Source organism: Bacteroides sp. MSK.20.12 (genome assembly GCF_019052435.1).
GTDB lineage: Bacteria > Bacteroidota > Bacteroidia > Bacteroidales > Bacteroidaceae > Bacteroides > Bacteroides xylanisolvens.
The window spans coordinates 15,760-42,513 of record NZ_JAHQVH010000055.1; the positions used below are offsets into that span (position 1 = coordinate 15,760).

Consider the following 26,754-nt stretch of genomic DNA (forward strand, 5'->3'; position numbering starts at 1 on the left):
GCAAGTTTAATGGATTATGAATTTCACGCCCAGGCCGAACTGCGCGTGGAAATGTCCCGTTGTAGTGCCCCATAGGATACGCTCACGCCCCGTCAGCGAGAGGATAATCCTGTCGGTCAGGTACGCATCGACCTCCAGCGTGACGGCCCCGCCATAGAGGAAACGGTCGCGGTGGCGGAGCGTAGAGCCGTCATAGAGCCGCCTTTCGCCCCGGTTCACACTCTCGTAACCGGCCAGCGCCGAGCCGCCGAGGTAGAAGAAAAAAGTCCTGGACGGGTCGGCGAGGAACTTGTAATAGTAACCTCCCTCGGCCGTGAACTGCGCCACCGGGATACGTTCCGACTTGTAGGGGTAATAACGGTTCAGGAACTCCGCGCCGAACACCCACTTGTCGGCATTCTTCGCGTAGCGGCTCATGGCCAGCCCGAACCAGTAGCCCGTTTCGCTGCGGCTGTCCCGGGTATAGAAGCCGTCGGCCATGCCTCCCCGTATTTCCAGCCCGCGCATGGCGGGCAGGGCACGCTGGGCGTGCGCCCCGTCCGAAAGGAGGAGGCATAACCCCAGCGTGAGAATGAATATCGCCCGTTTCATATCACTTTACCTTTAACTCGTTGATAACACGTGCGCGCACCAGGTCGGCATTCTCCACCGTGAAAGTCTGGTGTCGCCCGCCCTGCTGCTCGTGCAGTTCCACGACCAGCTGCTTGTCGTCGGCCAGCGTGAACTTCGGGAGCGTGAAGACCATGCGCTCGGTACGCTTGCCGCCGATGACCTGCACGTTGTTGTACGCACGCACGGGCCATACGACCTGCTCCTGGATGGCCGTGCGTTTGGCCACCTTCTTGTCCGTAATCTTGAACGTCAGGTAGTCCACGTTGAAAGGCACGTTGGAGGAGTTTTTCAGTTGGAGGTGGAAATAAAGCAGGTCGTTATGCACGTAGATACCTTTGAGGAGGTATTGTACCCCGAAACGCTTGCAACCGATATGCTTGATCTCGCGGCGGTCATTCTTGTAAATGGACTGCATGATCAGTTTGACCAGCAGCGGAGATTCGCATCCCAACTCCTGCAAATAGATGTCCAGCGCGTTATTGGGGCGGTTTACCGCCTCCCCGTCATGCAGGAAGTCCGCCATCTCGACCGACAGTTTCACCGGCTCGTCGGCATACTTGACATTGAAGCTGTAATAGGCCCCGTCCTCGGTAATGACCGAAAGGTTGCTCTCGCGCGAGAAATCACGCAGGGCCGCCTTTACACGCAGCACGTTTTCCGTGCCATCGGCTTTCGCCGCCAGAAGATCCGAAGACCCCAGATCGACGTAACGGATGGCCGAGGGGAAAATCACATGCACGGTCTTGCTGAACGTCACCTCCAGCGCGTAGGGCGGGATAACCCGGTTGAAAGTCAGCGGACGGGTAAGACCGTCGTACAAATCGCCCGTGGAGGGCTTTTCCTGCGCGTGGGCAGCGAACATGCACCCGATAAAAGCGAGTGCCAGAAGAATCTTTTTCATACTCGATAATTTTTTGATTGTTGATAAAAATGGATTTTTTCAGTGGTGTACGGAAGTACGTCGTTTGTACCCTTATTGAAGGGGCGGGAGCAGCAGGACGCTGTAACCGGCCTTGAGCGTGACCTTGACCGAGCGCATCTTCTTGCTCACGTATTGCGACACGCCCTGGATGGCGCTGCGCCCCAGGTCGGAGAGCAGTTGCGAACCGGCATCGTCCGTGATCGTGATACTGCTGCCCATGCCCGCGCCCATATTGGCGGCGATCTCCTTCACGGCATTGAGTTCTTCCGACCCCGGCACGGGAATACCCTCGTTGCCGTTCGTGTCATAGACCGACAGATCGACCGGAACGACCGCCCCGCCGTGCTGGACAGCGCTGACCTTGACCGTCAGCCGTTCGCCGTTGATCCTCGCCGCCCCCGTTACGGGCGTACCCGAGGGGATGAGCAGATCTCCCGCCATCATCGGTTCCAGCAGCCGGAAAGTAACCTCCCCGCCATCGGTGAGCGTCACGGTTTGCTGCACGGCGGCGCGGATACTGTTGCGCTCGGGCTCGCGAAGGTCGCTCCCCACCGTGTTGAAACCCCAGTTCCGGGGCTTGACGAACTCACGGGCGAAGACCGAATCGGGCAGCGGGGCGGCGAGCAGCGACACGATGTTACGGCGCACCTGGCGCACGGGCTGCACGGAAGCCTTGCCGGAAACGGAGGCTTTCTGACGCGGGGCTTCAGGGGCCTGACCGCCATTCATGTAGCGGGCGGCGATCTCGTAGGACTTCTCCAGCAGCGCCACCTGCTCCTCCTGGGCCGTTTTCTGCGCCTGCTGTTCTTCCAGGCGGCGTTCCAGTTCCTCGATGCGGGCCTGCATCTCGCGCTCTTCCCCCGTTTCACCGGCGGTGTCCTCGTAGAAACTGCCTAACTGGCGGTTGATGTCGGCATAGGCGGCACGGGAAGTCCGGAAAGCTCCCGACGAACCGCCGGCAGAGCCGGAAGACTTATCCGGCACGGCAGCGGGCATGACGGGCTCTTCCTCCTCGTCCTCCATCCCGAACGCGAAATCCTGCAAGGAGCGCATCTTTTCCCGCTCCCTGCGCCGCATCTCCTCCTGCACGTAGGCATCACGCTTGTCCGAGAGGATACCCTCCGATTCCGGGGTCGGCAGCTCCGTGTTGAAACCCGCCGAAGGCTCCTCCCGTTCTTTTTCGCCGGGGGAGAAGATCAGCCACATGCACCCGGCAAAGGCCAGGAAAAAGAGCGGGAAGACCACCATCTTCTTCCGCATCTGTATCTGCCGGGGCGTGAGTTCCTTTTTCCCCGCCTCCGGCTGTTTATTCTGTTTTTCGTTCGTCGTCATAATTGAAATCTTTTAGATGTTTTACACTGTCGGCCTCCTGCCGTTGTCTTAATTCCAGTTCCAGCCGCTCGATATGCCGTATCTGCATCCGTTCCCCGGCTCCCTTGCCGAAGCGGTAGATGGAAGACACGGTAAAGTAGAGCGACAAGACGGAAAAGAACAAGAGCAGCGTGAGGATCACGATAATCCGCTTATCGGGCGAGAGTGCCCCGCAAGCGCGGCGCAGGTGGTCTTCGACCCACTCCCCGAAAGCCTTTATTCTCTTCTTTGCCATAGCCTTATCTTTTTAATGTACGTAAATCGCGGTTCTCCAGAATCTCGAATTTCTCCATGATGAAACCCTGCGGGTTATTGTCCGAACGCCCCGAGTTGATCAGCTCGCAGCGCGTGACCAGCGAACGCTCGGTGATGTTGCTCTCGCGGACAATCATTTGCCGGGCATAGGTCATGGCCCGGTAGGGATAGGCGTTGAAGTCGCACACCACGGAGTCCACCTCGATACGCTGGCTGATGTTCCCCGACACCACACGGTTGTAGTAACCTTTCTCCTGCATGTCCTGGTAATAGGCGAAGGCGCTCTTATCGACCAGGAACAGCGCGCGGTTGATGTTGCTCTCGATGGCCGCACGGTCGGGCGAGAGGGTAAAGAACAACTCGTGAAAACGCCGGATATGTTCGCGCGCCTCCACGGGGCGGTTCTGGCTCAAATCCTGCGATAGCGCCAGCATCAGCGACTTGCCCCCGTCCAGGACGTAGATCTTCTCGCGCTGCTTTTCGGCGAAACGGAAGCTCGCGACCACGCTGAACACGGATACCAGCGCGCACAGGCAGAGGAACACGATACCGAAAAGCCGAATCTGCCTGAAACTTGTTTCGATGTTTTTTAATGACTTGAATTCCATTGTCCAAATTGTTATGAATGATTACTGTTACCTTGTGTTGCCAGGTTGCGCCCGTTGGGGGCACTGCCCGAAGCCGGGCCACCGCCGCCGTTACCGGAGGAGGAACCGCCACCGCCGCGACGCCCGAACGTGCGGCCGATCATGTTGCCGGCGATACCGCCAGCGACACCCGTGGCGAATGCCCCGGCCTTGTTGATACCGCCCATAGCCCCGCCGGCTCCGCCCGACTGGATCACCCACTCGGCAACGGTGGGGATCGTGAAATAGCCTATGATACCTATAATCAAAAAGATAATATAGACACCGCTGCCGCTGTCGGGAATGTAGTTGGGGTCTTGCAGGGCCAGGACGTCCGCCTGGAGCATCAACGTCTGGATCTTGGCCAGCACCGCGGAGAACAGGTCGGCGATGGGAAGCCAAAGGTACACGCTGATATAGCGGGAAATCCAACTCGCGAGCGTCGAGTGGAAGCCGTCGTAAATGGAGAGGGCGAACGACAAGGGCCCCAGAATCGACAGCACGACTAAAAAGAATGTCCGCAGCGTGTCGATGGTAAGCCCCGCGGCGTTGAACAACAACTCGAAGAAGTCCCGGACAAGCTGCCGGAAACCGGCCTTGATGTCGTACCACGTGCGTTCGGCCCACATGCTGATAATCTCGCCCAAATCCGTGATACCCATATCCGCAAGCCGTTGTTCATACACCTCGTCGTCCACTAACCAAGCCTTGCCCTCGCGCCTGCGGGCCTCGGCTTCCAAATCGTCCTTCTGTTGCTGGTATGCCTGCAAATCCAATGTCTGCCCCTCCAGTATGGCGTGCGTGCCCTGCACCACGGGCGACATCACAGCGTTGATCGTCCCCAGAACCACGGTGGGAAAGAACATCACGCACAAGCCGATGGCGAAAGGCCGCAGGAGCGGGAACACGTCGATAGGCTCCGCGCTGGCCAGTGCCTTCCATACCCGGTAAGCCACGTAAAAGAGCGCACCCAGGCCGGCGATACCTTTCGCCACCCCGATCATGTCGCCGCATAGCGGCATCATCTCCTGATACAGGTTCCGGAGAACCTGGTGTAAATTGTCGAAATCCATGACTGCCTCCGTTTTCAGGTTACCAATATCTGTCGTTCGGGTTCCCGTAAAGTGCCAGCACCCGGTGCGCGTCGCCCTTTTCGCGGCTGCGGATGAAGGACACGGAGATGGTCTTGCGCGTGTAATAGCGCGTGAGGTTGCGGTACTCCAGCATCTTCGTGTAAACCTGATCCACCACGTCCATCCGCTCCTTGTCCGAGAGCGAGAGGCCGTTGCCGCCGGTTATGACCGTCTTGAGTTCCGCCACCAGCGCACCGCCCTCCTCCAGCAGCCGGGCGTAACCCGCCGAGATCGCCGCCAGCTCGTCCACCGTGAAGTTCGGGTCTGAAACCATACGGTTGAATCCCGAGGTGTAGATTTCCGTGATCTCGCTGACCATTTCGAGCGTCAGCTTCACCTTCCGGGCATCCTTGATGATGTTATGCACCGATTTGAGGGCGTCGTAGTAAGCCTTGCTCTGGTTATAAATCTTGATACTCTCTTGCAGCGACTTGACCATGTTGGTCGCCGTGGTCGAGCTTTGAACCGCGCTCTTGATGTTCTGAACGAGGTTCGACGGGTCGATGACCGTCCACTGCGCTTTTGCCTGGTACGTGAAGCAAAGAAGCCCCACGAACAGCGTTAAAATCAATCGTTTCATCCTTTTCATTATTTAATTCGTGAATACTTGGGCGGTCATTCCGACGCCCGGTAATAATCCCCGTAGGCGGAGAGCTGGAGCACCTCGCGCCCCACATCGTAGGCCAGGGCGACATACCCGTAGAGGTCGAAGTAACGGATACCTCCCCAATACTTCCTCACGGGACGGGAGAAGCGTGTCCCGTCCTTGTAGGACACCTCCACGTAAAAACCGCCGCCCCGGCGTCCCGGGTTGCGGTAGATGCGAACCCGGGGAGAACCCGAGCGGCTTTCCCACTCGCCCGCCACCTCGTACAGCGCGAAGTCCAAACGCGCCGCCGTGGGGTCTGATCCGATACACTTGCGATACATGGCCTGCCCTCCCTTTAACGTTTGCCCTCGGCGAGCTGCCTGATCGCCAGTTCTATATCACCGCCCAGCTCGCCGGCAAGCCGCTGTACCTCCACTTTCTCCGTTTCCTCGGTCGTGTAGGCCAGGTACTCCGGGACGCTGACCTCCGTGGCATAGACCGCCGACTGAACGCCGCCCAGACCGATCCAGACCTCCTTGTATTTACGGGAAGGGTTGTTGGACTGGTTGATCGAGAGAATCTGCGCCTTCTCCTTGTCGGTCAGCCCCAACAAGGACTGAATCGCGTCGAAACGGTTCATGAACTTGCGCTGGTCGAGCAGGATCTTGCAGTCCGAGTTGTTGATGATCGCCTCCTTGACCACCGGGCTGGAAATGATGTCCTCGACCTCCTGCGTCACAACGATGGCCTCACCGTAGTATTTGCGGACGGTTTTATACATATAACGCAGATATTCAGCCATATTGGCCGTAGAGAGCGCCTTCCAGGCCTCCTCGACGATGAGCTGTTTGCGTACCCCCTTGAGCCGTCTCATCTTGTTTATGAAAGCCTCCATGATGATAATGGTGACCACGGGAAAAAGCTCCTTGTTTTCCTTGATGGAATCCACCTCGAAGACCACGAAGCGCTTCGAGAGCAGGTCGATGTTGGCCCGGGAGTTCAAAAGGAAGTCGTAGCGTCCGCCCTTGTAATATTGCCGCAGGGTGATGAGCATGTTGTCGATGTTGAAATCCTCGCGGCTGACCCGGATCTCCCGCTCCTCCAGCTCGCGGCGGTAGTCGTCCCGCAGGTACTCGTAGAAACTGTCAAAACACGGCACGATATTCCGGTCGGCGCGGATACGCTCGATATAGGCGTTCACGGCACTGCCCAGCTCGCCGCTCTCGGTCTTCGTGATCTTGTCGTCCTCGGTTTTCCAGAGTGTCAGCAGCAGCGTCTTGATGCTGTCCTTCTTCTCCACGTCGAAATAGTAGTCGTCGGTGTAGAACGGGTTGAAACTGATGGGATGTTCCTCGGTATAGGTAAAATACACGCCGTCCTCACCTTTGGTCTTACGCCGGATCAGCTCGCAAAGACCCTGGTAGCTGTTACCGGTATCCACCAGCACGACATGCGTGCCCTGCTCCCAGTATTGGCGGACTAAATGATTCATAAAGAACGACTTGCCTGACCCAGAGCCGCCTAACACGAATTTATTCCTATTCGTAATGATCCCTTTTTTCATCGGTTCGTCCGAGATGTCCAGGTGCAGGGGCCTGCCGCTTACGCGGTCGCACAGCTTGATGCCGAAAGGGCTGGACGAGGATTTATAGTTGGTTTCCTCCGTGAAGAAACAGACTGCGGGCTCGATGAACGTGTAGAACGATTCCTCGGCGGGGAAATCCCCCGCGTTGCCCGGCATACCCGCCCAGTAGAGCGTGGCGGCGTCCACGGTGTTGTGGCGCGGGCGGCACTCCATCAGAGCGAGCTGGCTGCCCACATCATTGCGGATATGCCGGAGCTCCTGCACGTCGTCCGACCAGGCCAGCACGTTGAAATGGGCCCGGACGGATTGAAGACCGAACGAGTGCGCCTCGTTGAGATACTGGTCGATCCACTCCTTGTTTATCTGGTTTCCGCGGGAGTAGCGGGAAAGGGACTGCATGTTACGCGCACGTTTCTCGAACATACGCAGGTTTTCGTCGCTGTCTTCCAGGAACACGTACTGGTTGTAAAGGTGGTCGCAGGAAAGCAGAAGCCCCACGGGGGCCGCGAACGACAGCAGGCAGTCCGAACGGTCGGTGGAAAGACGCTCGTAACGGGTATCCGTACCCACGCGCCCCGGCAGGTCTTCCGTGTCCGAGAGCGTGTGCAGGCACACCCGTTTGTTGCCCACGCGCAGAACCTCGGCCCCCAGCTCGATGTCCTGAAGAGAAGTCGTCTCCGAGAGCGAGAGGGAAAAGTACCGTTCCAGCAGGCCCGGACAATCCGCCGTACCCGTGATCTCGTCCCCCGTGAGGCGGACAAGGGTCAGGAAACCCGAATCGTTCAGAATACGCTCGAACTGTTCCGCCGCCTCCAGGAATTTTGTCGCCGATTCCCGGTTTACCTCTTTGGGAATGATGTTGCCCCGGCAGAGGGTCGAGAAGTCTGAACGCATGTGCATACGCTCCCTCGTCGTTTTCGTCAGGTAGAGGAAGCAGGCGTGGGTCAGGAACGGACGCTCGTTGAAATGCCGCTCGTAACTGCGGGAGAGGAAACTCATGTCCCCCTCGCCCGTGGCCGGGCGGTAACGCTCGCGGATGAACCAGTCCTGCTTGTGTACCACGCTGTATTCGGGCAAGACCTTCAGGGCCTTGCACCAGGCGGCGTGGATCGCCTCGTACTCGGCGGACGTGACGGTGAACAGCTCCGGGAGTTCGACCCGATAGGCGACCGTTATGTCCGCGTCCTTGCTGATGATACAACCGCCTTCCACGGCCAGGAGCGGGAACTTGCTTTCCAGCGTGGTGGCTTTCAAGATGTTTCTCATACGCGGCCCCCCTTTCTTTTCAGCAACCGGCGCAGGGACTTGCGGTTGAGCAGGTAGCGGGGATGCCGGCGCGCGGCGAACAGCTTCATCAGCCCGTGTTCCCCGTAACGGGCGTTCAGGCGGAAGGTAAGCCAGACCAGCACCGAAGCCGCCGCAACGCCGAAAGCGATACATACCCACTGATCGACCCCTGCCATGTAGAGGATGACGAACACCACGAAGACGGCCAGCAGGCCGCCCGCGAAGATGAAGAGGTACTGCGCCTTCAGGCCCCGGAACTCCACGCTCTTGCCGATTCCCTTGTTGATTCCATATTCCATAATTATTTGCATGACAGGTTGGACTACAAGAAGAAAGAGCGTAGGATCGTCGCGGCGACAATCAGGAAAATACACGCGCCGAACCAGCTCGCGGCGGTCTTCGACGTGTCGGGGTCGCCGCTCGAAAACTTGTTATAGACCTTGATCCCGCCGATAAGGCCGACCACAGCCCCAATCGCGTAGATGAGCTTCGTTCCGGGATCGAAGTAGCTGGTTACCATGTTGGTAGCCTCCGTAATGCCGGCGATGCCGTTGCCCTGCGCGAAAGCGGAGGAGATGGCGGCAAAGAGAAATGCCGCCGGAAGAAGAATCTTGTTCTTTCTCATAACTCGATAATGTTTGAATTGTGGCGCGGGGATGGATAGGCCCCGCACCGGGTTAAACTTCTTGATTCGGATTTTTTCAGTGGTTCGAGGATAGCCTCACGTGCTACCCGTAGTCTTTTTCTTTCATCGTGATGTCATTATGGGGTTAAACAAACTCACGGACGTCGAAACCCGTGGGAACCGAACCCTGCGGAGATGGGCTTTCCGCAGACCTCTCGGACATACGCCGGTGAAAGGCCGAGAGGTAGGTGTCGATCAGGGATTTTACCCTGTCGTTCCCGTCGGGGCGGCCCGAAACGATGACCTCGAACATGTCGGTCTGTTTCAGGCCCAGGAGGACACGTCCCGTTTCCTCCCTTTGCTCGTCTGTTGAAGGTGGATCATGTACCACGTGGCGGTAGGCTTCGCCCATCTGTTCAAAACTAACCCCCTGGGCAAGCGAGCGGCCCAAAAGGGGCAGCTCTTCGGTGTCGTCTTCATCCTCGTCATAATCCGGCTCCTCCGCGTCCGCATCCGGGAAAGATTCATCGTACAGCGGAAAGTCGATTTCCAGAGGTTCGTTAGGCTCCCCCTCGGGAGCGACACCGAACACTTCATCCAGGTCTTCCGGCGGAATCTGCCGGGGGTGTTCGGGTACATTCGTGGGCACAAATATATCGGCTTTTTCCGTAACTTTTTCAGTTTCAGATTCTACGGCAGCTTGTGGCCGGGAGTGGCGCGGGTCGAGGACAAAGCGGCTCCTGCCGATGATCTCCTGCCGGCAGGGCGTGTCTTCGGCAACGATCCCGTCTGCCGGTTCGTTACGTTCCATCCGCCGCAGGCGGAAAAACGCCCACAAGGCATACCCCACGGCAAAGAGGGGCAGCAGCCACAACGCCCCGTTCATCGCTCCTCCGCTTTGGGTTGCCGGGAGGCCACGGCCTCGCGTTCCTCGAAAAGCCGCTCGATGGTTTCCCGGTTATCGTCCAGGTGCGCCTTGAGAACCTTGTCCACGTAGGCCGTGATCGTCACGTCGCCACGACCGATGACACGGGTGATCTCGCGGATACGCTCGTGATACGACGGACGTATCTTCACGTGCTTGTTACCGGCGAAAGGCAGCCGCAGCAGGCAGATGTAACGGGCCAGGTACTCGGCCTCGGGGGTGGGGACAGTCCCCACGGCGACCTCCCCCGAAGGGCCGTCGGGGACGATAAGGGTTTTCATCCTGCGCCGGTAGCGGCACACGCGGAAGATGAAGGGCACGGCGACGCAAAGGACGGCCGCCAGGATAACAGATAAAATAATTGCTTTGTCTGACATGATGGATTGTTTTTAATAGGTTGTAAATATTGGGTTCATAACTAAAAAATATCGGAGTTCCGTTTCTTGTAGAGTTCCGAAATTTCCTCCTGATAGGTCGCGAAATGCTGCTCCAGCACATTGTCCAGGTAGCTATACAGCGAGAGTTCGTTCTTACCGATAACCTGCACTATCCGGGTTATACGCTCGTGAAACTCCTTGCGGATATACACCGTTTTGCCGCTTCGGGTATTGGAGGGGGCGTTCCGGATAAAAAGACGCTCGTAATCCTGGCCTTTCCCTCTTCGGCGGCGTCCCTCCTCTTTCGTAGCCGGCGAGGCGGCGGCCTCGCCGGACGGTTCCGATAGAGCCGATGCCTCCTCCTCTTTTTCCGGCGTGTAAGGATGTAATGGCCGGTTTCGGCTTTTGGCCTGGCTGATGATGAAGGAAGCGTCCAAACCGTCGTCATGTTCTTTTCCGCTCATAAGATCCTACTTTAACAGTTCGATCAATTCATCCACGAGTTTATCCAGGTTGCTGCCCCGGATCAAAGAACGGTCTGCCGGGAAGAGCGTGGAGCGGAAGACAGAGCGACGGCTGGCGTTCTGCTCACGACGAAAACGCTTGGTGTCAGGCAGGAAGGTCTTCAGAACAGGAAGACCCAGCTCTTTCATTACCGCCTCGTAAACCTGATATAACTCTGTCTTTTCACGTCCGTCCACCATGTTCCATAGCATATACAGCCCTTTCATCCGGGACTTCTCGCGGCCCATGATATGCTCCTTTACCACAACCGCGTAATTCAGGGTGCTTTCCATGACAACCCGGTCGGCACTGATCGGGGCGACGAGATAATCCATTCCGGCCAGGGAATGAATCAGATCCTCGTTATTGATCGTACCGGGAAGGTCGAAGAACACATAATCGAAATCACCTTGCGGCAGGAGGTAGTCGGCATCGGCCAACGCCTCTTTCGTGTTGCTTTCCACGACAGGATAGGCTTTCTTTTGAAGCCGGGTGAATTGTTCGTAAGCTAACCTCTTGTAATGTTCGTCTTCGAGGGCAAGCTTCAGGTCACGTTCCCGCATCTCCACGATGGAGTGTTGGGGATAATCGCAGTCGATGACCGCGACATTGAAACCCTTTACATAGTGCAGGTAAGAGGCTGCCAGCACCGTGAGGGTGGTTTTGCCCGCTCCGCCTTTCTGGGTGGAGAAGGCCACGAATTTCGTTTTCTCTTTCATTGTTCCATGCGTTTTTAGTTATACAATCGGGTAATCGTTCATCTCTTCACGTATCCGGACAAGTGACGGCATGAGATTTTATGCTGGTATGCCGGCACGCATATATGCTGGTGCGCTGGCAGGCTGTTACGCCGGTATGCCGGTGCATGGGCGCGTGTCCGATTTTATACTCATGCGCAACCGCATTTGCTTATCCGGACAAAGACCCGCTTTTTCCTCTGCACACGATGTTTTCTGCATCCGTCCACACGTGTGCGGACAGGGGGATGTGTCATTGCCCGTATCCGTTCTCACGTGCAAAGTAAACCCTTAAAAACACGGGTTGTATGCTCTTTTTCCGCTATGGCCGCGTGTGGCGTCAAAGTGGACGCAAGTGGCGTAATCGCTTATGGCACAAGTGATTGAATAGGTCGGTATCTTTGCCTCGTGAACGATCCCGACGCTAATGAAGCCGTCCTTGCCCCGTTTTACGGCGGCTCTTTCAATGTTCTGTCCGCGAGCGGGCAGAAGGTATTTGCAAAGGGCAAATAGCAAGCTGTGTTTTCTGCTGCACGATTCTCGTTTTGCAGCAGAAAACAGCTTGCCCGCAAGGGGGAGAAAGCACCTCCGGAGTCGGTGCTTTTCAGAAGGGCGGCAGGCCGCGAAGGGATCGGAATTTTCAGGAACCGGTGGGGCTCTGGCCTCTCCTTAAAATTTCGATGCGATGGAAAAGAACAGAAAGCCCCGAGGGGGCAAAGGGGGACGACCCGCGAAAAACGACCCGGCCGTTTACCGCTTTTCGGTAAACTTTTCAGCCGTGGAACATGCCCGTTTCCTCGACCTTTACGAGCAGTCCGGGCTATTGTCCAAAGCCGCTTTTATCAAAGCGAGAGTGTTCAACGAGGCGTTCCGGGTGGTAAAGACCGACCGGGGAACGCTCGAATACGTGGCGAAGCTGACCGCTTTCCACGCCCAATTCCGTGCCGTGGGAACGAATTACAACCAGGTGGTGAAGGAGCTGCACGCGCATTTTTCCGAGAAGAAAACACTCGCGCTGCTCTATAAACTGGAGAGAGCGACACGTGAACTGGCGGCCGTCGGGCAGCAGGTCGTGTCGCTCTCCGAAGAGTTCAAACAGCGATGGTAGCCAATATCACCACCGGAAAAGACGTGTACGGCGCGCTGGCGTACAACCAGGAGAAAGTCGATCGGGGCGACGGGAAAGTACTGCTGACCCACATCGTGAGGGAGCCGGCGGATGGGCGCTTCAACGTGGCCGCGACGGCAGAAGACCTCCTGCGCTGGATGCCCTCGCACTACCGGACGGAAAAACCCGTCGTGCACGTATCGCTCAACCCGGCTCCCGAAGACCGCCTTGACGACGGGCAGCTCGCGGAGATAGCCGGGGCCTACATGGAGCGCATGGGCTGGGGAGGACAACCTTATATCGTATTCAAGCATACCGACATCGGACGGGAGCATATCCATATCGTGTCGGTGCAGGTGGCCCAGGACGGGCGCAAGATAAACGACAGCAGGCGCAACGAACGCAGCGTGGCCGTTACCGAGGAACTGGAACGGGAGTACGGACTGCATCCCGCCAAAGGGAGAAGGCGGGAGAAAGGGCAAGGGATCGTCCCCGCCGATTACACGCGGGGCGACCTGAAACGCCAGGTGGCAGCGGTAATAAAACCGGCCGTGGCGACATACCGCTTCCAGACCCTCGGCGAGTTCCGGGCATTGCTGTCCTTATATAATATAGGTATAGAGGAAGTCCGGGGAGAGCGGAACGGAACCCCCTACCGGGGATTGCTCTACACGCTGCTGGACGAGAACGGGGACAAGGCAGTGGCCGCGCCGCTCAAATCCTCACTGTTCGGTAAAGAGGTCGGGTATGACGGGCTGGAACGGCACATGGAGCGTAGCGCCGAACGGTTCGGGAAGGACGACACGAGGAGGCAAATCCGTGGCCGGGTCGATAAAGCGCTTCGGGGAGAACCCACGGAGGAAGAACTGCGCGAACGCCTGCGGGGAGCCCGGGTGGATCTCTACATACGACGCAACGAAAACGGCCGCATCGTGGGTGTGACGTTCATTGACCACGAAACACGGACGGTCGTGAACGGATCACGGCTGGGAAAGGCATACTCGGCCAACGCCTTCGAGCTGCGCTTCGGCGGAAAACGGAATCCCGGGGAAAACACGAGGGGCTTGTCCCCGAAACAAGCGCCTGCCGGACGGGACGGGCAACGGAAGCGGAATACCTCACGACGGAGGAAAGTATAACATCTCAATTATCATTCATTTATTAAATCTTACGGTTATGCAACAGGAAGACGACCTTCGGGGTCTTGCTAAAACAATGGATTTCATGCGGGCATTGAGTATCTTGTTCGTGGTTATCAACATCTACTGGTTCTGCTACGGGCAGATACGGGAATGGGGAATCAATATCGGCGTGGTCGATAGGATTCTGCTGAACTTCGACCGCACCGCGGGGCTGTTCCGGAATATACTATGGACGAAACTTTTCGCCGTAGTGTTCCTCGCCCTTTCATGCCTCGGGACAAAAGGAGTAAAAGAGGAGAAAATTACCTGGCGGAAAATCACGGCATCGCTGGCCACGGGAGGCGTGCTGTTCTTCTTCAACTGGTGGCTGCTGGACTTGCCGCTGACGGCAGCGGCGAACGCGGCTTTCTACATACTGACCCTATCGGCCGGGTATATCTGCCTCTTGATGGGCGGCGTGTGGATGTCCCGCCTGCTGAAGAACAATCTCATGGATGACCCTTTCAATAACGAGAACGAATCATTCCAGCAGGAAACACGCCTGATCGAGAACGAGTACTCCATAAATCTGCCGACGAAATTTTACTATAACAAACAGTGGAACAACGGGTTCGCCAACGTTGTAAACCCGCAAAGGGCTTGCATCTGCATGGGAAGCCCGGGCAGCGGGAAGAGTTATTGTGTTGTAAACCAGTTTATTAAACAGCAAATCGAAAAGGGCTATACCCAATACATCTATGACTACAAGTTTCCCGATCTTTCGGAAATCGCTTACAACCACCTGCTGAATCACCAGAAAGGTTACAAGAAAATCCCGACTTTCTACGTCATAAATTTCGACGACCCGCGCCGCTCGCACCGCTGTAACCCCATTCACCCGGACTTCATGACCGATATTTCGGACGCCTACGAGAGCGCCTATACCATCATGCTCAACCTGAACCGAAGCTGGGTGCAGAAGCAGGGCGATTTTTTTGTGGAAAGCCCCATTATCCTTTTCGCGGCCGTGATCTGGTTCCTGCGCATCTACGACAACGGGCGGTATTGTACCTTCCCGCACGCCATCGAGTTCCTGAACAAGCGGTACGAGGATATTTTCCCGATTCTGACATCCTACCCGGAACTCGAAAACTACCTCAGCCCCTTTATGGATGCCTGGCTCGGAGGCGCTCAAGACCAGCTCCAGGGCCAGATAGCATCGGCCAAAATTCCGCTTTCCCGCATGATTTCGCCCCAGCTATATTGGGTCATGTCGGGCGATGACTTCACGCTCGACATCAATAACCCGAACGATCCCAAGATACTCTGCGTGGGGAACAATCCCGACAGGCAAAACATTTACGGAGCGGCTTTGGGATTGTATAATTCCCGGATTGTCAAGCTCATAAATAAGAAAGGCCAGCTCAAATCGGGCATCATCATCGACGAGCTGCCGACAATCTACTTCAAGGGACTCGACAACCTGATCGCCACGGCCAGAAGCAACAAGGTCGCCGTGCTGCTGTGCTTCCAGGATTTTTCACAGTTGAAGAGGGACTACGGGGACAAGGAGGCCGCCGTCGTGATGAACACGGTGGGCAACATCTTCTCCGGGCAGGTCGTAGGTGAAACGGCCAAGACACTCTCGGAACGGTTCGGTAAGGTATTGCAGAAGCGGCAGAGCATGACGTTGAGCCGCAGCGACAAATCGACATCCATATCCACGCAGCTGGACAGCCTGATCCCGGCCTCGAAGATCTCGACGCTCACGCAGGGAATGTTCGTCGGGGCTGTGGCGGACAATTTCGACGAACGTATCGAGCAGAAGATTTTCCACTGCGAGATTGTCGTGGACAACGAAAAAGTGAAAGCGGAAACGGCCCGGTACAAGAAGATACCACAAATTACCGATTTCACGGACGAGAACGGGACGGATCACATGAAACAGGTCGTGCAGGAAAACTACGAACGTATCAAGGCAGAGGCCGGCCGCATCGTCGCCGAGGAACTGGAACGTATCAAGAACGACCCGGTGCTTTGCAAGCTCCTGCCGGAACAGAACTAAATGAACACAAACACCCCCGCAAACACCCTCCGTTACCTTAACGGGGGCTGTTTCTTGGTTTTATAACCGCACAGCCGGTGTTTTGGAGCATAAAGTAGTGATTATGTGAACAGAAAACATTATTTTTGTGTTCGGAATCCTTTTAATTATAAGTATGACAGTTACCGATATATACGAAGCAATGAACAGCAAGGCGGAAGCGTTTTTCGAGTGGTTGCAGGCTCACCCGAAATACGGGTTGCTGTTTGGTGTCGGGTTGCTTGCCCTATGGCTTGCAGGGTTGCTGTTCCGTTGGAAATGGGCGTGTCATTGGCAGTTTAACAGCAAACTGTGGTTATTTGACGATTGCAAGCCTGAAACACGCCGCAGGGTTCAGATTGTGTTGGTCAGCGTTCTGATTATACTTATATTGGTTGGTTTCTTTGTATGGAGATAACGGTATGGAAAAGGACAATCGCAAATACCGGATCTGCTTCATCGACTATATGTGGTATGTAGCCGAGATATGGCACGAAAGGGAGCGTACCAATCTCAACGGACGTATGCTACTGTTTTGGTGCTGGCTCTTCGTCCTACTCATACCGCTTGGGGTTCCGCCGATATTGCGCCTTTTCGGCTGGATGATTGGTTTGGCCATAGTGATTCCTCTCTGCTTTCTTCCCGATTTATTCTGCAAGCTACGCTATACAGCCGGACGGCGTGAAGCGCTCCGTGAACATTACGGGAAGATGAAACATCCCGGCAGGAAGCTCGCCAAAATAGTTCTTATCGCTATCGCCCTGATCGTGGCAAATGTAGCGCTGATGTTCCACCTCGGATTTATACATTGGGCATGATGAAACGGCAGGAGAATAAGCAACGGTTCTATCTCTGGGACTACCTCTGGTGGATGGGGGAGAAATTGGAACAAGCAAGACGAACAGGCAGGGTCGATGGCGAAATGATGCTCTCGATTTATATCTTCGCTCTTTTGATATTCCCTATGATGACTGTTACTATCCGGCTTTTTCCAGGTGTGTCGGCATTGTTGCCATGTGTCGTTTTTAGCATTGTCACATTTGCCGTTATGTCGCTCGTCAGCAGGATTTACAAATGGCGAGGCAAAGCAGTGATGTCTCACTATGCCAAGTGCAGGTTTAACGAACTCCTTGCGGTTCTGTTATTTTTCCTTGCGATAGCCATTATCTGCTTTATGATGTATCTTCTTGACAAAAAGTGAAACAAGCTTTGATACGAACTCCGGGCCGTTATATCGAATGGTCTAACTCGATGTACCAGTTTCCCTTGATGGGTTTGTAAAGCGTGGTGTCGTTGTACGTCCTGCGGTAGATCTCGTTCAGGTCGCCATATTCGGTGATACGGATATTCCGACGGCTTCTCAATCCGGGATCGTAAACGAAACTCTTGGACGTTCCCGCATCCACGATGCCGTGGGAGTAGTACGGCATAACAAGGCTCACATATACCGAATCTGCCGTTCCCCATTCCCTGCGATCAACAAGGATAAAACCGCATCCAATCTCTGATAACAAGGAGTCGAGTAGGATTCGCTCCGGCTTCAACAGTCCATATACCGGAATGTCTTGTTCGTCATTCGTTTTATGGAATGTATCGCTTTGTTCTGTTGAATCAAGTATAATGACCTCTTCCGGAGAAAGCGGCGGGTAGTGAAAACTACCTTCTGAACTCTCTGCCATGATTTCGTACACCTTACGGAACGCCACCTCGTGCGTGGTGAAATGGCGTATCATTTCCTCGTCCGACGGCGGCATGGGAGGCTCTCCGCAGCTTGCGGCAAGCAGGATTACAAATAACAGGATTATGATTGGTGTTCTCATTTTCTAATGTTTAATAGGATGCAGATAATCACTGTTTAAGTGATTGATGTGCGTGTTATCAATACTTTAACTACAAACTTTAAAACAATCATTCATTTTATAATAATAGTTTCGTATCTATCAAAATGTATTCCTTGAAGATGATGTTTCAATACAAGGTTCTTAAATTCCTCCCCATAAAAAGTATAGCGACAATTTACATTCGGAAGTCTGAAAATAGTTTGCTCTTGGATTTTATTTTTATCCAACACAAATTTATTTATACAACTCACCCATCCTCTTTCTTTATCTAACCACACTATATCTGATTCTTTTTCAATCAAAGCATCTATTATATTGGTACAATGAAAAAAATAAAAACCTTTTGGCGACTTTATATCAAGAATTTCTCCATTTTTGATAAGAATATTTTCTAAAATACTTAATGCTTTGTCGCTAATAGTTAATAGAGGATTACAAAATTGTGATAAATCAAAATGTTTATGTCTATTACTTTTTTTCCATATATATTCCATCTCAGGAGGATTCCACTGCTTTAGTAAACCTTCAGCATGTCCCATACAATTTTGCCAATCTTCCACATTTGGAAAACGTAAATCGTTAAATCCTTCTAAACTACCTATTAAGTAAAAGTTCATATTGTCGTACTGTAATTGATAATGGTTTGACGGGGAACGGCGTTAGTCCGTTATCCCGGCTTGTTAATATTAAATTTATGTTTCCTGATAGATTGTTTCAGAATATAATTCTGTCGAAAGAATAATAGATTTTAATTCTCCATTAGACTTATAATCAAATGAATGTTGTAACGTATCCTGTTCAATATCATTTCTATCAAATTGTCTTATAACTATTTTTTGTAGGCGGTCATTTTCATAAAAATATGTTTCTTCTCTACTTCCACGAGAACCCTTTGAATACATTTTCTCTATTTTACCATTACTTCCATATAGATAATATCGGACATTCACAATACGTTTGCTATTATCATATGCAATAGTTTTCATGAGTTCCTTTTCATAAATGAAAAAGGTGTAATAGAATTGATTTTTAAGTTCCAAGCCCTCTCGGATTTCTATAATTTGATTTTTTACATCGAAATAATAAGTAAATAGGTTATTAGTTGTTTTGAGAGAAGTTACATTTCCAACTATTTTCCCTTGCTTAAACCTGTTTCTTTGATAAGAATAAGGGGATATTTCGTAGAACTCACCTTTGTAATTCTCTTCCCTTACAACATTCTTATCAATTTCTCTTTTCAATTCATCAAACATATTTCTCAATGAATTAAAATCATCTTTCAATTTATCAGGTATCATAGTGTTTCCTTTTAATATTAATGTTTGGTGGCTAACCGACCTTTCAGGGGTAGTTAAGCCGCTTGTTAGCAACCTCTTTTCGTTTTATAGATTATTTCAGAATATCCATTTGGAAATGATTTGGTAATACTTTCTAAAGCCCCATCGTCTTGATATTGGAATATATGAATTAAATCATTACCACTATTACCCTCAATATCATATTGTTTGACTTCAATATGTGTCAAAGCATTTTCTTTATAGATATAATTCTCTTCACGGCAACCATACCTACCACATAACTGTGACCGTTTCAGCTTTCCGCCCTCAAAAAAGTAATGGCATACATTCATCAAATGTTTTCCATTATCGTATAGAATACTTTTCACAAGATTGTCTGTATAATACAGGAAAGTGTGATAAAACTGATTTTCAATAGAACAACCAACCTTAACTTCTACGATTTGATTTTGGTTATTAAATCCGTAGATACAAAGATTTTTGGTGCTTTTTATTGTATCAGGACGCTTTACAGGTTTTCCTTGTTTGCAACCATTACGCTGATAGGAATATGGAGTAAGTTCATAAAACTCGCCCTTATACAACTCAGTCCTGACAACATCGTCTTCTATTTGTTGCCTTATGGTTTCAAAGTCATTTTTCAATGCTTCAAATTCAGTTCTTATAGTTTCTCCAATCATTTTCATCTTTTTGGGGTTGCTAATGTTCGGCAGCGTTCCGCTTATTCAATCGGTTTGCTGTTTGTTATCGGTCTATTTCTTCTGTTTCAATCTTGCCTCCAAGTTGTTCAATTTCTTTTCGATATTCATCCACAATTATAGAGTTCCCTATTCCAAGTAAAATTTTATCTCTTGAACAAAATTCCTTGATTTCACTTAGTGGAACAGAAAATTTCTTTTTTAAGTACAGCATAATTTTAGGCAATTCATTTCCCTTGTCTGCAAGATATATATTGTAAATCTTAGGACTAATGATTGTCAGATAATCATCTAATTCCGTATTCTCAAATTGCACAAACTCGGCAGTTGGTAATATTGCATAACGAAAACAATCCGATTTTGTATCACAAAACACAATGGAATAACCGCCTCTGTTAAGTTGCTTGTTCATAGCTTGGAACAACAAAGGCAAATAGTCACCTCGGCGAATTTTGTCCCAATCCAAAGAATCCTCAAACTTTTTAGTGTTCCATAAGAAACGTTCTATCCCATAATTCTTTAACATCATCGTAATGGAACGCTTAACCTGCCCTGAATATTCTTCACCACTCCAATCAATAACTGCCATTCTGTGAGAAACTATAGCAAAACAAAGCATAATATCTACTTCACTAAATTCATTGTCTTCAGAGCTTGTATCGTACCATCCCTTTTCAAACATTTTCCTATGTTGAAGGACAAAGGTTCTCTTATCTATATTGAACAACTGAATCATTTCTAAAAATTCATCATAGTGTTCTTTTAATAACACTTTAGCGAATAATTGAAGTTTACTATCCATATTTTAATTTTTAGACCGATAATGTTTGTTGGATAATCGACCTTTGGAAGATTAATCCGTATGCTATCGTTTATTTCAACTTAATTAGTTTTTCATATTGACAAGAAACATCAAGAAGTTTATCTACTAATTCATCTCCAAGCCAACAATCTATTAGATATTTGCCATAACTTGGTGTAAACGAGTAAATATCTTTATCAATCGCATTAATCATATTTTCCAATTCTTTTTGTACATTATGTAATGCACCATCAGGAAGAGAAGTCTTCCTACATTCAAAAGGTTGCGCTAATATTCTTTTTACATCATCAAGTATATTCACACAACAACTTTTTACTGTTTCTTTTCTACTTACCATATTAAACGATAATGTTTGGTGGCTAACCGACCTTTCAGGGGAGGTTAAGCCGCTTGTTACTAACATTTTATTGTGTCAATTCATTATTAGTTTTACAACAGACCAATGACATTTGCAACAATATATATTGTCGCTATGTTGTTCTATACCTTCTATATCTATCATTGGAAGTTGTAATTTCTTTCCTTTCATCACAATCTCAAACTCATTGAAATGCCAATCTTTAAGTTCTTGTTTTTCTATTGTGAAGCCACAACTCTGTAAAAGTGTTGTAAGCTCTATTATAGGATTGCATATTGATTTGTATTGACACATATTATTTTTTCCTTGTTAGTAATGTCCGGCAGATAAACCGCCTTCAATGTTTCATCTGTTTGTTAGCAACCTATTTTCTATCAATCTTTTGTAAAAGTTGATTGTAATACTTCTCTAACATTTTGATGTTATTTTTTCTGTCAATTTTTCCACTTTCATTATCTGTGTATGCAAACCACTTAAATAGCAATTCAACAAAAATATGTTTACCAATTTCTGTTAAAGAACTTTCCTTAATAATTGAAGGCATGATTAGGTTTCCTTCATTATCACATGGATTATCACACAAAAGCCCCTTTCCGTATGCGTAGTTTAATAAGTTCTGACAACAGACTTTTGCGTAGTCTTTATCTCTCTGACGGATTTGAGCTTCTATAAGTCCGTCAACATCAAAAATTATTTGGTCACTCATATTCTTTTTAGTTTGTAAAGTTGCTAATGGGATTCAGCTAACTGCATTTAGCAGTTAAGGTGATTGTTACCAACATTTATTTTTTCAATTCTCCCAATAAGCATATATTGGCTATGTGATATTAAATATTCTTCATTTTTTTCTTCGTATTCATTTTCTAAACACAAAGCACCACCTACAATAACATCACCATTAGTTTCTAAATCAAAATACTCTTTTTCATATCTGGGTTTTAAAATTATAATACAGCTTTTTTGTCCATTAAAATCTAAAAAACTGTCAGATTTGAAAAGAAGAAATGTAGGAGAAAGTTGCTTTACCACTATACCATGAAGAACATTACTACCATTATGATTGAAATCCCACGGTTCATCTACTGTTAGTTTGTACTTGACCATATTTATTAATTTTCTTTAGTTGGTAATGTCCAGTGGATAATCGACCTTTAAGGGAAATTTATCCGTTTGTTAGTCGCTTTATTCTGCAATATAAGTTTCCAAATATTGAATACCGTTGTAACTGTCTAATTCATCCACAAATTTTTTAGGTGTTTCATATGAATCATAATTTTTCTTCTTAATAAAGATTTTCTGATTCCTTTTGTTGTCCTTGAAACCATTGGGTATATAGCACACAATACAATTTGATGGCTTTATGTGGTATTCATCAATATCGGATTCAATATACCAGTCAAGGACAAGTTTGTTATCAATCATCATTCTAACAAGATTAAAAGGATTTTCGGGTTCATCCTTAATTTCCACAGTTAGAAATTCTGGATAGTAATACTTTATATTAACGTCTTTACAGAACTGACAGCGATGTTCCGGATTGGGACGTTTCTTTGTACGACCTTCTTCGTAATCTCGTATTTCTTTCATGTACTCATCTTGATTGAAATACTCCATAAATTCTTCCCGACTTTTAGCGGTTGTGCCAATCCAAATCATATATTCTAATCCAGCATTAGACCCTTGCATTCCTTCAGGCGACAGTTCAAACTCAAACGTACCAAGATAAGTCATGGTTGTGGTATTCTCTGCCTTTTTAGGAGATATACCCTCACGACAATTATAGCAGATAACAGCATTTGCCATTGTAATATTTTTATCAGCCATCGACAGACTTATCTTTTGGGTATCAGCAGGAATAAGGTTGAGTAATCCTGCCAAGCCGTCAGATGTGAATTTCATAATAAGAAAATCCTCATCATAGCTCATTACACCAAGCTCCTTACAGAACTGGCAACGAAGTTCCTTATTGTCTTCATCGTAATCTTTCCACCATTGACGGAAAGCCGATTGATCCATATATTTCTCAAAGTCAGCTTCGGAATCGAATTGACCGACCCATATCATTATCTTACTCATTTTCTTTTTTTATTTTTCAAGCGACTAATGTTCGGCGGATAATCTCTCTTACGGAGATTTATCCATTTGTTACCGATGTGCCATTTATTTCTATTTCTTTAAATTTTAAAAACTCATTTGCCTTATACAAATGAAGTAATTGCATTTTCATATTTTCATTGACAATGTTTTTATAAAAACCGTATTTATTCCACCCTTTTAAAAAGAACCCATCTACAGATGAAGGTATTTTAGACATATCTAACACAAGTGTACTCATGCATTCAAATTCTTCTCGTTTGGAATGAATATTGTCAACACAATCAATTACTTCATTAAAAATAATTGCCATATAATCAAGTGGGAAATCTCCATATACTGAAACCCTTTTTAAAGAAATTCCTTTTATGGAGGACAATTCGTTTATATTCAATATATCTTCTCTGACAAGAAACAAATGGCTGACTTCAGCAAATTCTGGCATTCTTATTTGCCCAAATCCAGATATACTTTTAGCGATTAGCCCCTTACCTTTGATAAGAGCTTTTATCTGATACCTTTCCGATGAAGATGAATCTATAATTCTTTGAAAATTAATTTCTTTATCTTCATATATAAACTCCCACGAATATGTAATACATTTCTTCCATATTCGATTTTCTCCATTCAAGTATATTTTATACCATTTCATATTGTCATTGTTAATCGGTAATGTCCGGTGGATAATCAATTTTTCGGAGAGATTTATCCGCTTGTTACCCACATAATTCATTTTTCTTTTGAAAGAATGGAAACATAGTTATTTATGTCCTGCTGTAATTCTTTCCAATGTGCTGATAGATTTGGATATAACCCTGTTGCGCCATATCCTATCATTTTGAAAAGGGCTGTAAAACGACATTCATTAGCGTAATGCGAATCTTCTTCAATATTCTTACGGCGCAATACATCAGGATAAGTAAACGTAAGATACAATTCGTCTGCGTCTTTTCTACTTTTTTCTGCGCTTTCGTCAGCAAGCGGTTGTGCATGAATATGATCGATTGATTTTATTCTTACATCAGCTTCTTCATATTTTCCTTGCGCTTTTAGGATAAACACCTCAAGTCCCCATAGGCATAGTATAAAAGTCCAGACGTTGAACACTCCTCTACCCGGAAAAGGAACATTATGCGTATAGCGAGAAACTGCGAGAGCTTCATCAATATGTCCATATATGAAAAGACGATAGCCAAGGCTGCATAAATTTCGGGCATCCTCGCCACTATTAAAAGAACATTTCTTTATTAATTTCTTACACAAACTCACCACCTTCTTTCTGGGGCAAGAGTTCATTATTGATTCAAACAATTCTTTTCCTGTTTCCATTTTCTTTATTCTTTTGTGGGTAATGGTTTGCAGCTTGCCGCCGTTAGGCGGAACAGGTGCATGTTACCGATATATTTTTTACGAACATTGCCAAAATCCTGCGATTATTTCATTGGTTGTACAGCGCTTATACAAATACAAAGCTCCATATCCGAAAGGATAACTGCCAATAGTAACATCTTCACTATATCCGTCCTCGTCTATTGATAAGAAAAAAGAAAAACCATGTTTCTCTAATTCTTTATAATAGCTTTCTTCATCTTGGATAAGGGAAGGTTCACCACCTATTTTTACAAGTATATTTTCACTATCCTTATCTTCTGAATATTCACTGATAGAACACATGTCTAAGCTGGCGTTTCGCTTTTCTGCACAATTGCCAATTTCGGAAAATTCATGTTCTATTACTTTGACTGCTATTGAGGGATATATGTTGTTGTCAATAAGAGTGTCATAATCTTGGTGAATGATGATAGAAAGCATGATGTTCTCCTTTTCAGGATGTACCAGTGTTGCATAGAATTTATAATCGCAAGGGATTTGTCCTTCTATACATTTAGGAGGATTGCCACCAATCCTGCCTTTTACATTCTTATCGAATGGAATACATTTGGCATATCGTTCGTTCATATTTTCTTTGTTTTTATTATTATCGGTAATGTTTGGCAGCTAACCGACCTTTAAGGGGAGGTTGAGCCGCTTGTTATTCTTTCAATTTGGATATGGAGTGTAATATTACAGCTCTTCTATTGGTTATACCGGTTTCTTCACATATACAAGCAATTCCATCAGACAATATTATGGCAAAGCCAAAATTCGACTGTATTCCTGCATTTATAGCCTCTGATATATCTGCCCATTTTTGATCCAGCTCAAAAAAACCGATGCAATATCCTTCTTTCTCTTTAGATAATTCACGAAGTCTATCTGTCAAATGGATTAAATCCGTAGAATTATAGACCTCGACAATCTTATTCTCATTTATAATATCCATCATATTATGACAAATTCGACTAATAGCTTTTACTCTTTTTTTGTTTGATGACAGTTCAAAAAAGAAACGGTCTTGATAACCAGACTTAATGAATTGCTTACAAAAAAAATCTTCTATGGTATTTCCTTTATTCATATCCAATTCTTTTGAAGAATAATGTCCGGCAGATAATCGACCGTTAGGGAGATTCATCCGCTTGTTATCGTCATAAATTGTACTTCATTAATAATGATTTAAATTCTTCATTTAACCTCTTTCCTCCAAATTGAGCAGCAACTTTTTGAATACTGTCTTTTTGCATTACAAATTCCAATTCAGTAGGCTTTAATTGAGAACAACACCAATCAAATACACGCAAATTGGGAATATCGGCAATGTTTTTTATATCAACTAAATTTTTACATTCCCAAATAAATAACCAATATAAACTATGTAAGTTCGATAAATTGGGGAATTTGCTAAACGGTTTTATGTTACAAATGATTAGTTCTTCTAAAGGAGAAAGATTGGCTATATAATCAAATGTTTGCTCTTCTTTTGTGGCAATACCATTAATACATAATCTCTTTAGATGTGTCAATTTGTTTAATGCTGTATAGTCATTGAATTTACACGAATACATCCTGATATCTTGCAATTCGGGCATATCCAAAATAAAATCCATTGAGTTGCCTTTAATATGCCACAACGATAACATGGTTGCATTTTTATACTTGTTCAATTTGATTTGAGGACAAGTAAGATATGCAACGTGAACACCATTCTGCTCAATTCTTTTTATTCCTTTCTCCATGTTCGTTTTTATTTTAATGACGATAATGGTTTGCAGCTTGCCGCCGTTAGGCGGAACAGGTGCATGTTACCGATATATTTTTTACGAACATTGCCAAAATCCTGCGATTATTTCATTGGTTGTACAGCGCTTATACAAATACAAAGCTCCATATCCGAAAGGATAACTGCCAATAGTAACATCTTCACTATATCCGTCCTCGTCTATTGATAAGAAAAAAGAAAAACCATGTTTCTCTAATTCTTTATAATAGCTTTCTTCATCTTGGATAAGGGAAGGTTCACCACCTATTTTTACAAGTATATTTTCACTATCCTTATCTTCTGAATATTCACTGATAGAACACATGTCTAAGCTGGCGTTTCGCTTTTCTGCACAATTGCCAATTTCGGAAAATTCATGTTCTATTACTTTGACTGCTATTGAGGGATATATGTTGTTGTCAATAAGAGTGTCATAATCTTGGTGAATGATGATAGAAAGCATGATGTTCTCCTTTTCAGGATGTACCAGTGTTGCATAGAATTTATAATCGCAAGGGATTTGTCCTTCTATACATTTAGGAGGATTGCCACCAATCCTGCCTTTTACATTCTTATCGAATGGAATACATTTGGCATATCGTTCGTTCATATTTTCTTTGTTTTTATTATTATCGGTAATGTT

At 48.0% G+C, this 26,754-nt stretch carries 37 protein-coding genes; 7 read left to right on the forward strand and 30 right to left on the reverse strand.

Annotated features, from left to right (window positions below; translation table 11 throughout):
* Nucleotides 1–6: 6 nt before the first annotated feature.
* The 15 genes from KTR06_RS21520 to KTR06_RS21590 all read right to left on the reverse strand — a co-directional run bounded on the left by KTR06_RS21520 (nt 7) and on the right by KTR06_RS21590 (nt 11,530).
* Nucleotides 7–591 carry a conjugal transfer protein TraO gene (locus KTR06_RS21520; protein ID WP_004319140.1) on the reverse strand — a complete coding sequence of 195 codons (585 nt, stop codon included), beginning with the start codon at nt 589–591 and terminating at the stop codon, nt 7–9.
* Between the two features lies 1 nt (nt 592).
* Nucleotides 593–1,513, reverse strand: a complete 921-nt coding sequence (traN, locus tag KTR06_RS21525; protein ID WP_004303795.1) for a conjugative transposon protein TraN — start codon at nt 1,511–1,513, stop codon at nt 593–595.
* A 72-nt stretch (nt 1,514–1,585) separates the two neighbouring features.
* The gene (gene traM / locus KTR06_RS21530) at nt 1,586–2,866 is read right to left on the reverse strand and encodes a conjugative transposon protein TraM (protein WP_005681343.1); all 1,281 of its coding nucleotides are present in this window, start codon (nt 2,864–2,866) and stop codon (nt 1,586–1,588) included.
* Nucleotides 2,841–3,140: a TraL conjugative transposon family protein gene (locus tag KTR06_RS21535; RefSeq protein ID WP_004295449.1), complete on the reverse strand. Its 300-nt coding sequence runs from the start codon at nt 3,138–3,140 to the stop codon at nt 2,841–2,843. Before KTR06_RS21535 ends, traM begins: the two co-directional genes overlap by 26 nt.
* A 4-nt stretch (nt 3,141–3,144) precedes the next feature.
* Entirely contained in the window at nt 3,145–3,768 is a 624-nt protein-coding gene (gene traK, locus KTR06_RS21540) for a conjugative transposon protein TraK (protein WP_004295450.1), read from the reverse strand.
* 11 nt (nt 3,769–3,779) lie between these two features.
* Nucleotides 3,780–4,859: a conjugative transposon protein TraJ gene (gene traJ, locus KTR06_RS21545; protein ID WP_005681344.1), complete on the reverse strand. Its 1,080-nt coding sequence runs from the start codon at nt 4,857–4,859 to the stop codon at nt 3,780–3,782.
* Between the two features lie 19 nt (nt 4,860–4,878).
* A complete protein-coding gene (locus KTR06_RS21550) occupies nt 4,879–5,499 on the reverse strand; it encodes a DUF4141 domain-containing protein (RefSeq protein WP_004295452.1) in 621 nt (206 codons plus the stop codon).
* Between the two features lie 35 nt (nt 5,500–5,534).
* Entirely contained in the window at nt 5,535–5,849 is a 315-nt protein-coding gene (locus KTR06_RS21555) for a hypothetical protein (RefSeq protein WP_004295453.1), read from the reverse strand.
* Between the two features lie 14 nt (nt 5,850–5,863).
* Nucleotides 5,864–8,359 carry a TraG family conjugative transposon ATPase gene (locus KTR06_RS21560; protein WP_032568655.1) on the reverse strand — a complete coding sequence of 832 codons (2,496 nt, stop codon included), beginning with the start codon at nt 8,357–8,359 and terminating at the stop codon, nt 5,864–5,866.
* Entirely contained in the window at nt 8,356–8,682 is a 327-nt protein-coding gene (locus KTR06_RS21565) for a DUF4133 domain-containing protein (protein WP_029427933.1), read from the reverse strand. The genes KTR06_RS21560 and KTR06_RS21565 overlap by 4 nt, the downstream gene beginning before the upstream one ends.
* 20 nt (nt 8,683–8,702) lie before the next feature.
* Nucleotides 8,703–9,005, reverse strand: a complete 303-nt coding sequence (locus tag KTR06_RS21570; protein WP_004303800.1) for a DUF4134 domain-containing protein — start codon at nt 9,003–9,005, stop codon at nt 8,703–8,705.
* 145 nt (nt 9,006–9,150) lie between these two features.
* Nucleotides 9,151–9,891 carry a hypothetical protein gene (locus KTR06_RS21575; protein WP_004303801.1) on the reverse strand — a complete coding sequence of 247 codons (741 nt, stop codon included), beginning with the start codon at nt 9,889–9,891 and terminating at the stop codon, nt 9,151–9,153.
* Nucleotides 9,888–10,307: a DUF3408 domain-containing protein gene (locus KTR06_RS21580; RefSeq protein WP_004295458.1), complete on the reverse strand. Its 420-nt coding sequence runs from the start codon at nt 10,305–10,307 to the stop codon at nt 9,888–9,890. The genes KTR06_RS21575 and KTR06_RS21580 overlap by 4 nt, the downstream gene beginning before the upstream one ends.
* A gap of 41 nt (nt 10,308–10,348) precedes the next feature.
* A complete protein-coding gene (locus KTR06_RS21585; RefSeq protein ID WP_004319163.1) occupies nt 10,349–10,771 on the reverse strand; it encodes a DUF3408 domain-containing protein in 423 nt (140 codons plus the stop codon).
* Nucleotides 10,772–10,777: 6 nt separating this feature from the next.
* Nucleotides 10,778–11,530: a ParA family protein gene (locus KTR06_RS21590; protein WP_004295460.1), complete on the reverse strand. Its 753-nt coding sequence runs from the start codon at nt 11,528–11,530 to the stop codon at nt 10,778–10,780.
* Between the two features lie 70 nt (nt 11,531–11,600).
* On the opposite strand from KTR06_RS21590, the gene KTR06_RS21595 reads away from it, so the two are divergent.
* From KTR06_RS21595 to KTR06_RS21625, 7 genes are all read left to right on the forward strand, one after another.
* Nucleotides 11,601–11,843 (forward strand): hypothetical protein, encoded by a 243-nt coding sequence (locus tag KTR06_RS21595; protein WP_004295461.1) that lies wholly within the window; start codon nt 11,601–11,603, stop codon nt 11,841–11,843.
* A 390-nt stretch (nt 11,844–12,233) separates the two neighbouring features.
* Nucleotides 12,234–12,656, forward strand: coding sequence for a conjugal transfer protein MobA (mobA, locus tag KTR06_RS21600; RefSeq protein ID WP_004295462.1), 423 nt, complete (start codon nt 12,234–12,236; stop codon nt 12,654–12,656).
* On the forward strand, nt 12,650–13,795 hold the full coding sequence (gene mobB / locus KTR06_RS21605; protein ID WP_004295463.1) for a conjugal transfer protein MobB: 1,146 nt from the start codon (nt 12,650–12,652) through the stop codon (nt 13,793–13,795). The genes mobA and mobB overlap by 7 nt, the downstream gene beginning before the upstream one ends.
* Before the next feature lie 37 nt (nt 13,796–13,832).
* Nucleotides 13,833–15,842, forward strand: coding sequence for a conjugal transfer protein MobC (gene mobC / locus KTR06_RS21610; RefSeq protein ID WP_005681351.1), 2,010 nt, complete (start codon nt 13,833–13,835; stop codon nt 15,840–15,842).
* Nucleotides 15,843–15,996: 154 nt separating this feature from the next.
* A complete protein-coding gene (locus tag KTR06_RS21615) occupies nt 15,997–16,278 on the forward strand; it encodes an Imm17 family immunity protein (RefSeq protein WP_004295465.1) in 282 nt (93 codons plus the stop codon).
* A gap of 4 nt (nt 16,279–16,282) precedes the next feature.
* A complete protein-coding gene (locus tag KTR06_RS21620; RefSeq protein ID WP_004295466.1) occupies nt 16,283–16,678 on the forward strand; it encodes a hypothetical protein in 396 nt (131 codons plus the stop codon).
* Nucleotides 16,675–17,061, forward strand: coding sequence for a hypothetical protein (locus KTR06_RS21625; RefSeq protein WP_004295467.1), 387 nt, complete (start codon nt 16,675–16,677; stop codon nt 17,059–17,061). The genes KTR06_RS21620 and KTR06_RS21625 overlap by 4 nt, the downstream gene beginning before the upstream one ends.
* Nucleotides 17,062–17,089: 28 nt before the next feature.
* On the opposite strand, the gene KTR06_RS21630 is transcribed toward KTR06_RS21625, so the two are convergent.
* The 15 genes from KTR06_RS21630 to KTR06_RS21700 all read right to left on the reverse strand — a co-directional run.
* Nucleotides 17,090–17,680, reverse strand: coding sequence for a DUF4948 family protein (locus KTR06_RS21630; protein WP_004295468.1), 591 nt, complete (start codon nt 17,678–17,680; stop codon nt 17,090–17,092).
* Between the two features lie 92 nt (nt 17,681–17,772).
* Nucleotides 17,773–18,318, reverse strand: a complete 546-nt coding sequence (locus KTR06_RS21635; protein ID WP_004295469.1) for an imm11 family protein — start codon at nt 18,316–18,318, stop codon at nt 17,773–17,775.
* A 75-nt stretch (nt 18,319–18,393) separates the two neighbouring features.
* Nucleotides 18,394–18,999, reverse strand: coding sequence for a hypothetical protein (locus tag KTR06_RS21640; protein ID WP_004295470.1), 606 nt, complete (start codon nt 18,997–18,999; stop codon nt 18,394–18,396).
* A 65-nt stretch (nt 19,000–19,064) separates the two neighbouring features.
* A complete protein-coding gene (locus tag KTR06_RS21645; RefSeq protein ID WP_004295471.1) occupies nt 19,065–19,685 on the reverse strand; it encodes a hypothetical protein in 621 nt (206 codons plus the stop codon).
* Nucleotides 19,686–19,743: 58 nt separating this feature from the next.
* Nucleotides 19,744–20,499, reverse strand: coding sequence for a hypothetical protein (locus tag KTR06_RS21650; RefSeq protein ID WP_004295472.1), 756 nt, complete (start codon nt 20,497–20,499; stop codon nt 19,744–19,746).
* 70 nt (nt 20,500–20,569) lie between these two features.
* A complete protein-coding gene (locus KTR06_RS21655; protein ID WP_008763881.1) occupies nt 20,570–20,923 on the reverse strand; it encodes a hypothetical protein in 354 nt (117 codons plus the stop codon).
* A gap of 319 nt (nt 20,924–21,242) precedes the next feature.
* Nucleotides 21,243–21,584: a hypothetical protein gene (locus KTR06_RS21660; protein WP_004295473.1), complete on the reverse strand. Its 342-nt coding sequence runs from the start codon at nt 21,582–21,584 to the stop codon at nt 21,243–21,245.
* Between the two features lie 47 nt (nt 21,585–21,631).
* Nucleotides 21,632–21,982, reverse strand: a complete 351-nt coding sequence (locus tag KTR06_RS21665) for a hypothetical protein (protein WP_017141493.1) — start codon at nt 21,980–21,982, stop codon at nt 21,632–21,634.
* Nucleotides 21,983–22,060: 78 nt separating this feature from the next.
* Nucleotides 22,061–22,954: an immunity 22 family protein gene (locus KTR06_RS21670; protein ID WP_005681356.1), complete on the reverse strand. Its 894-nt coding sequence runs from the start codon at nt 22,952–22,954 to the stop codon at nt 22,061–22,063.
* A 58-nt stretch (nt 22,955–23,012) separates the two neighbouring features.
* Complete coding sequence (locus tag KTR06_RS21675; protein ID WP_004319185.1) at nt 23,013–23,624, reverse strand: hypothetical protein; 612 nt, start codon at nt 23,622–23,624, stop codon at nt 23,013–23,015.
* A gap of 77 nt (nt 23,625–23,701) precedes the next feature.
* Complete coding sequence (locus KTR06_RS21680) at nt 23,702–24,301, reverse strand: DUF6707 family protein (RefSeq protein ID WP_146293867.1); 600 nt, start codon at nt 24,299–24,301, stop codon at nt 23,702–23,704.
* Nucleotides 24,302–24,379: 78 nt separating this feature from the next.
* Complete coding sequence (locus KTR06_RS21685) at nt 24,380–24,931, reverse strand: hypothetical protein (RefSeq protein WP_044299313.1); 552 nt, start codon at nt 24,929–24,931, stop codon at nt 24,380–24,382.
* 73 nt (nt 24,932–25,004) lie between these two features.
* Nucleotides 25,005–25,430: a hypothetical protein gene (locus KTR06_RS21690; RefSeq protein ID WP_005681360.1), complete on the reverse strand. Its 426-nt coding sequence runs from the start codon at nt 25,428–25,430 to the stop codon at nt 25,005–25,007.
* A 70-nt stretch (nt 25,431–25,500) separates the two neighbouring features.
* Nucleotides 25,501–26,088 carry a hypothetical protein gene (locus tag KTR06_RS21695; protein WP_044192934.1) on the reverse strand — a complete coding sequence of 196 codons (588 nt, stop codon included), beginning with the start codon at nt 26,086–26,088 and terminating at the stop codon, nt 25,501–25,503.
* 81 nt (nt 26,089–26,169) lie between these two features.
* A partial coding sequence (locus KTR06_RS21700; RefSeq protein ID WP_254306453.1) for a hypothetical protein occupies nt 26,170–26,754 on the reverse strand: 585 nt, incomplete at its 5' end.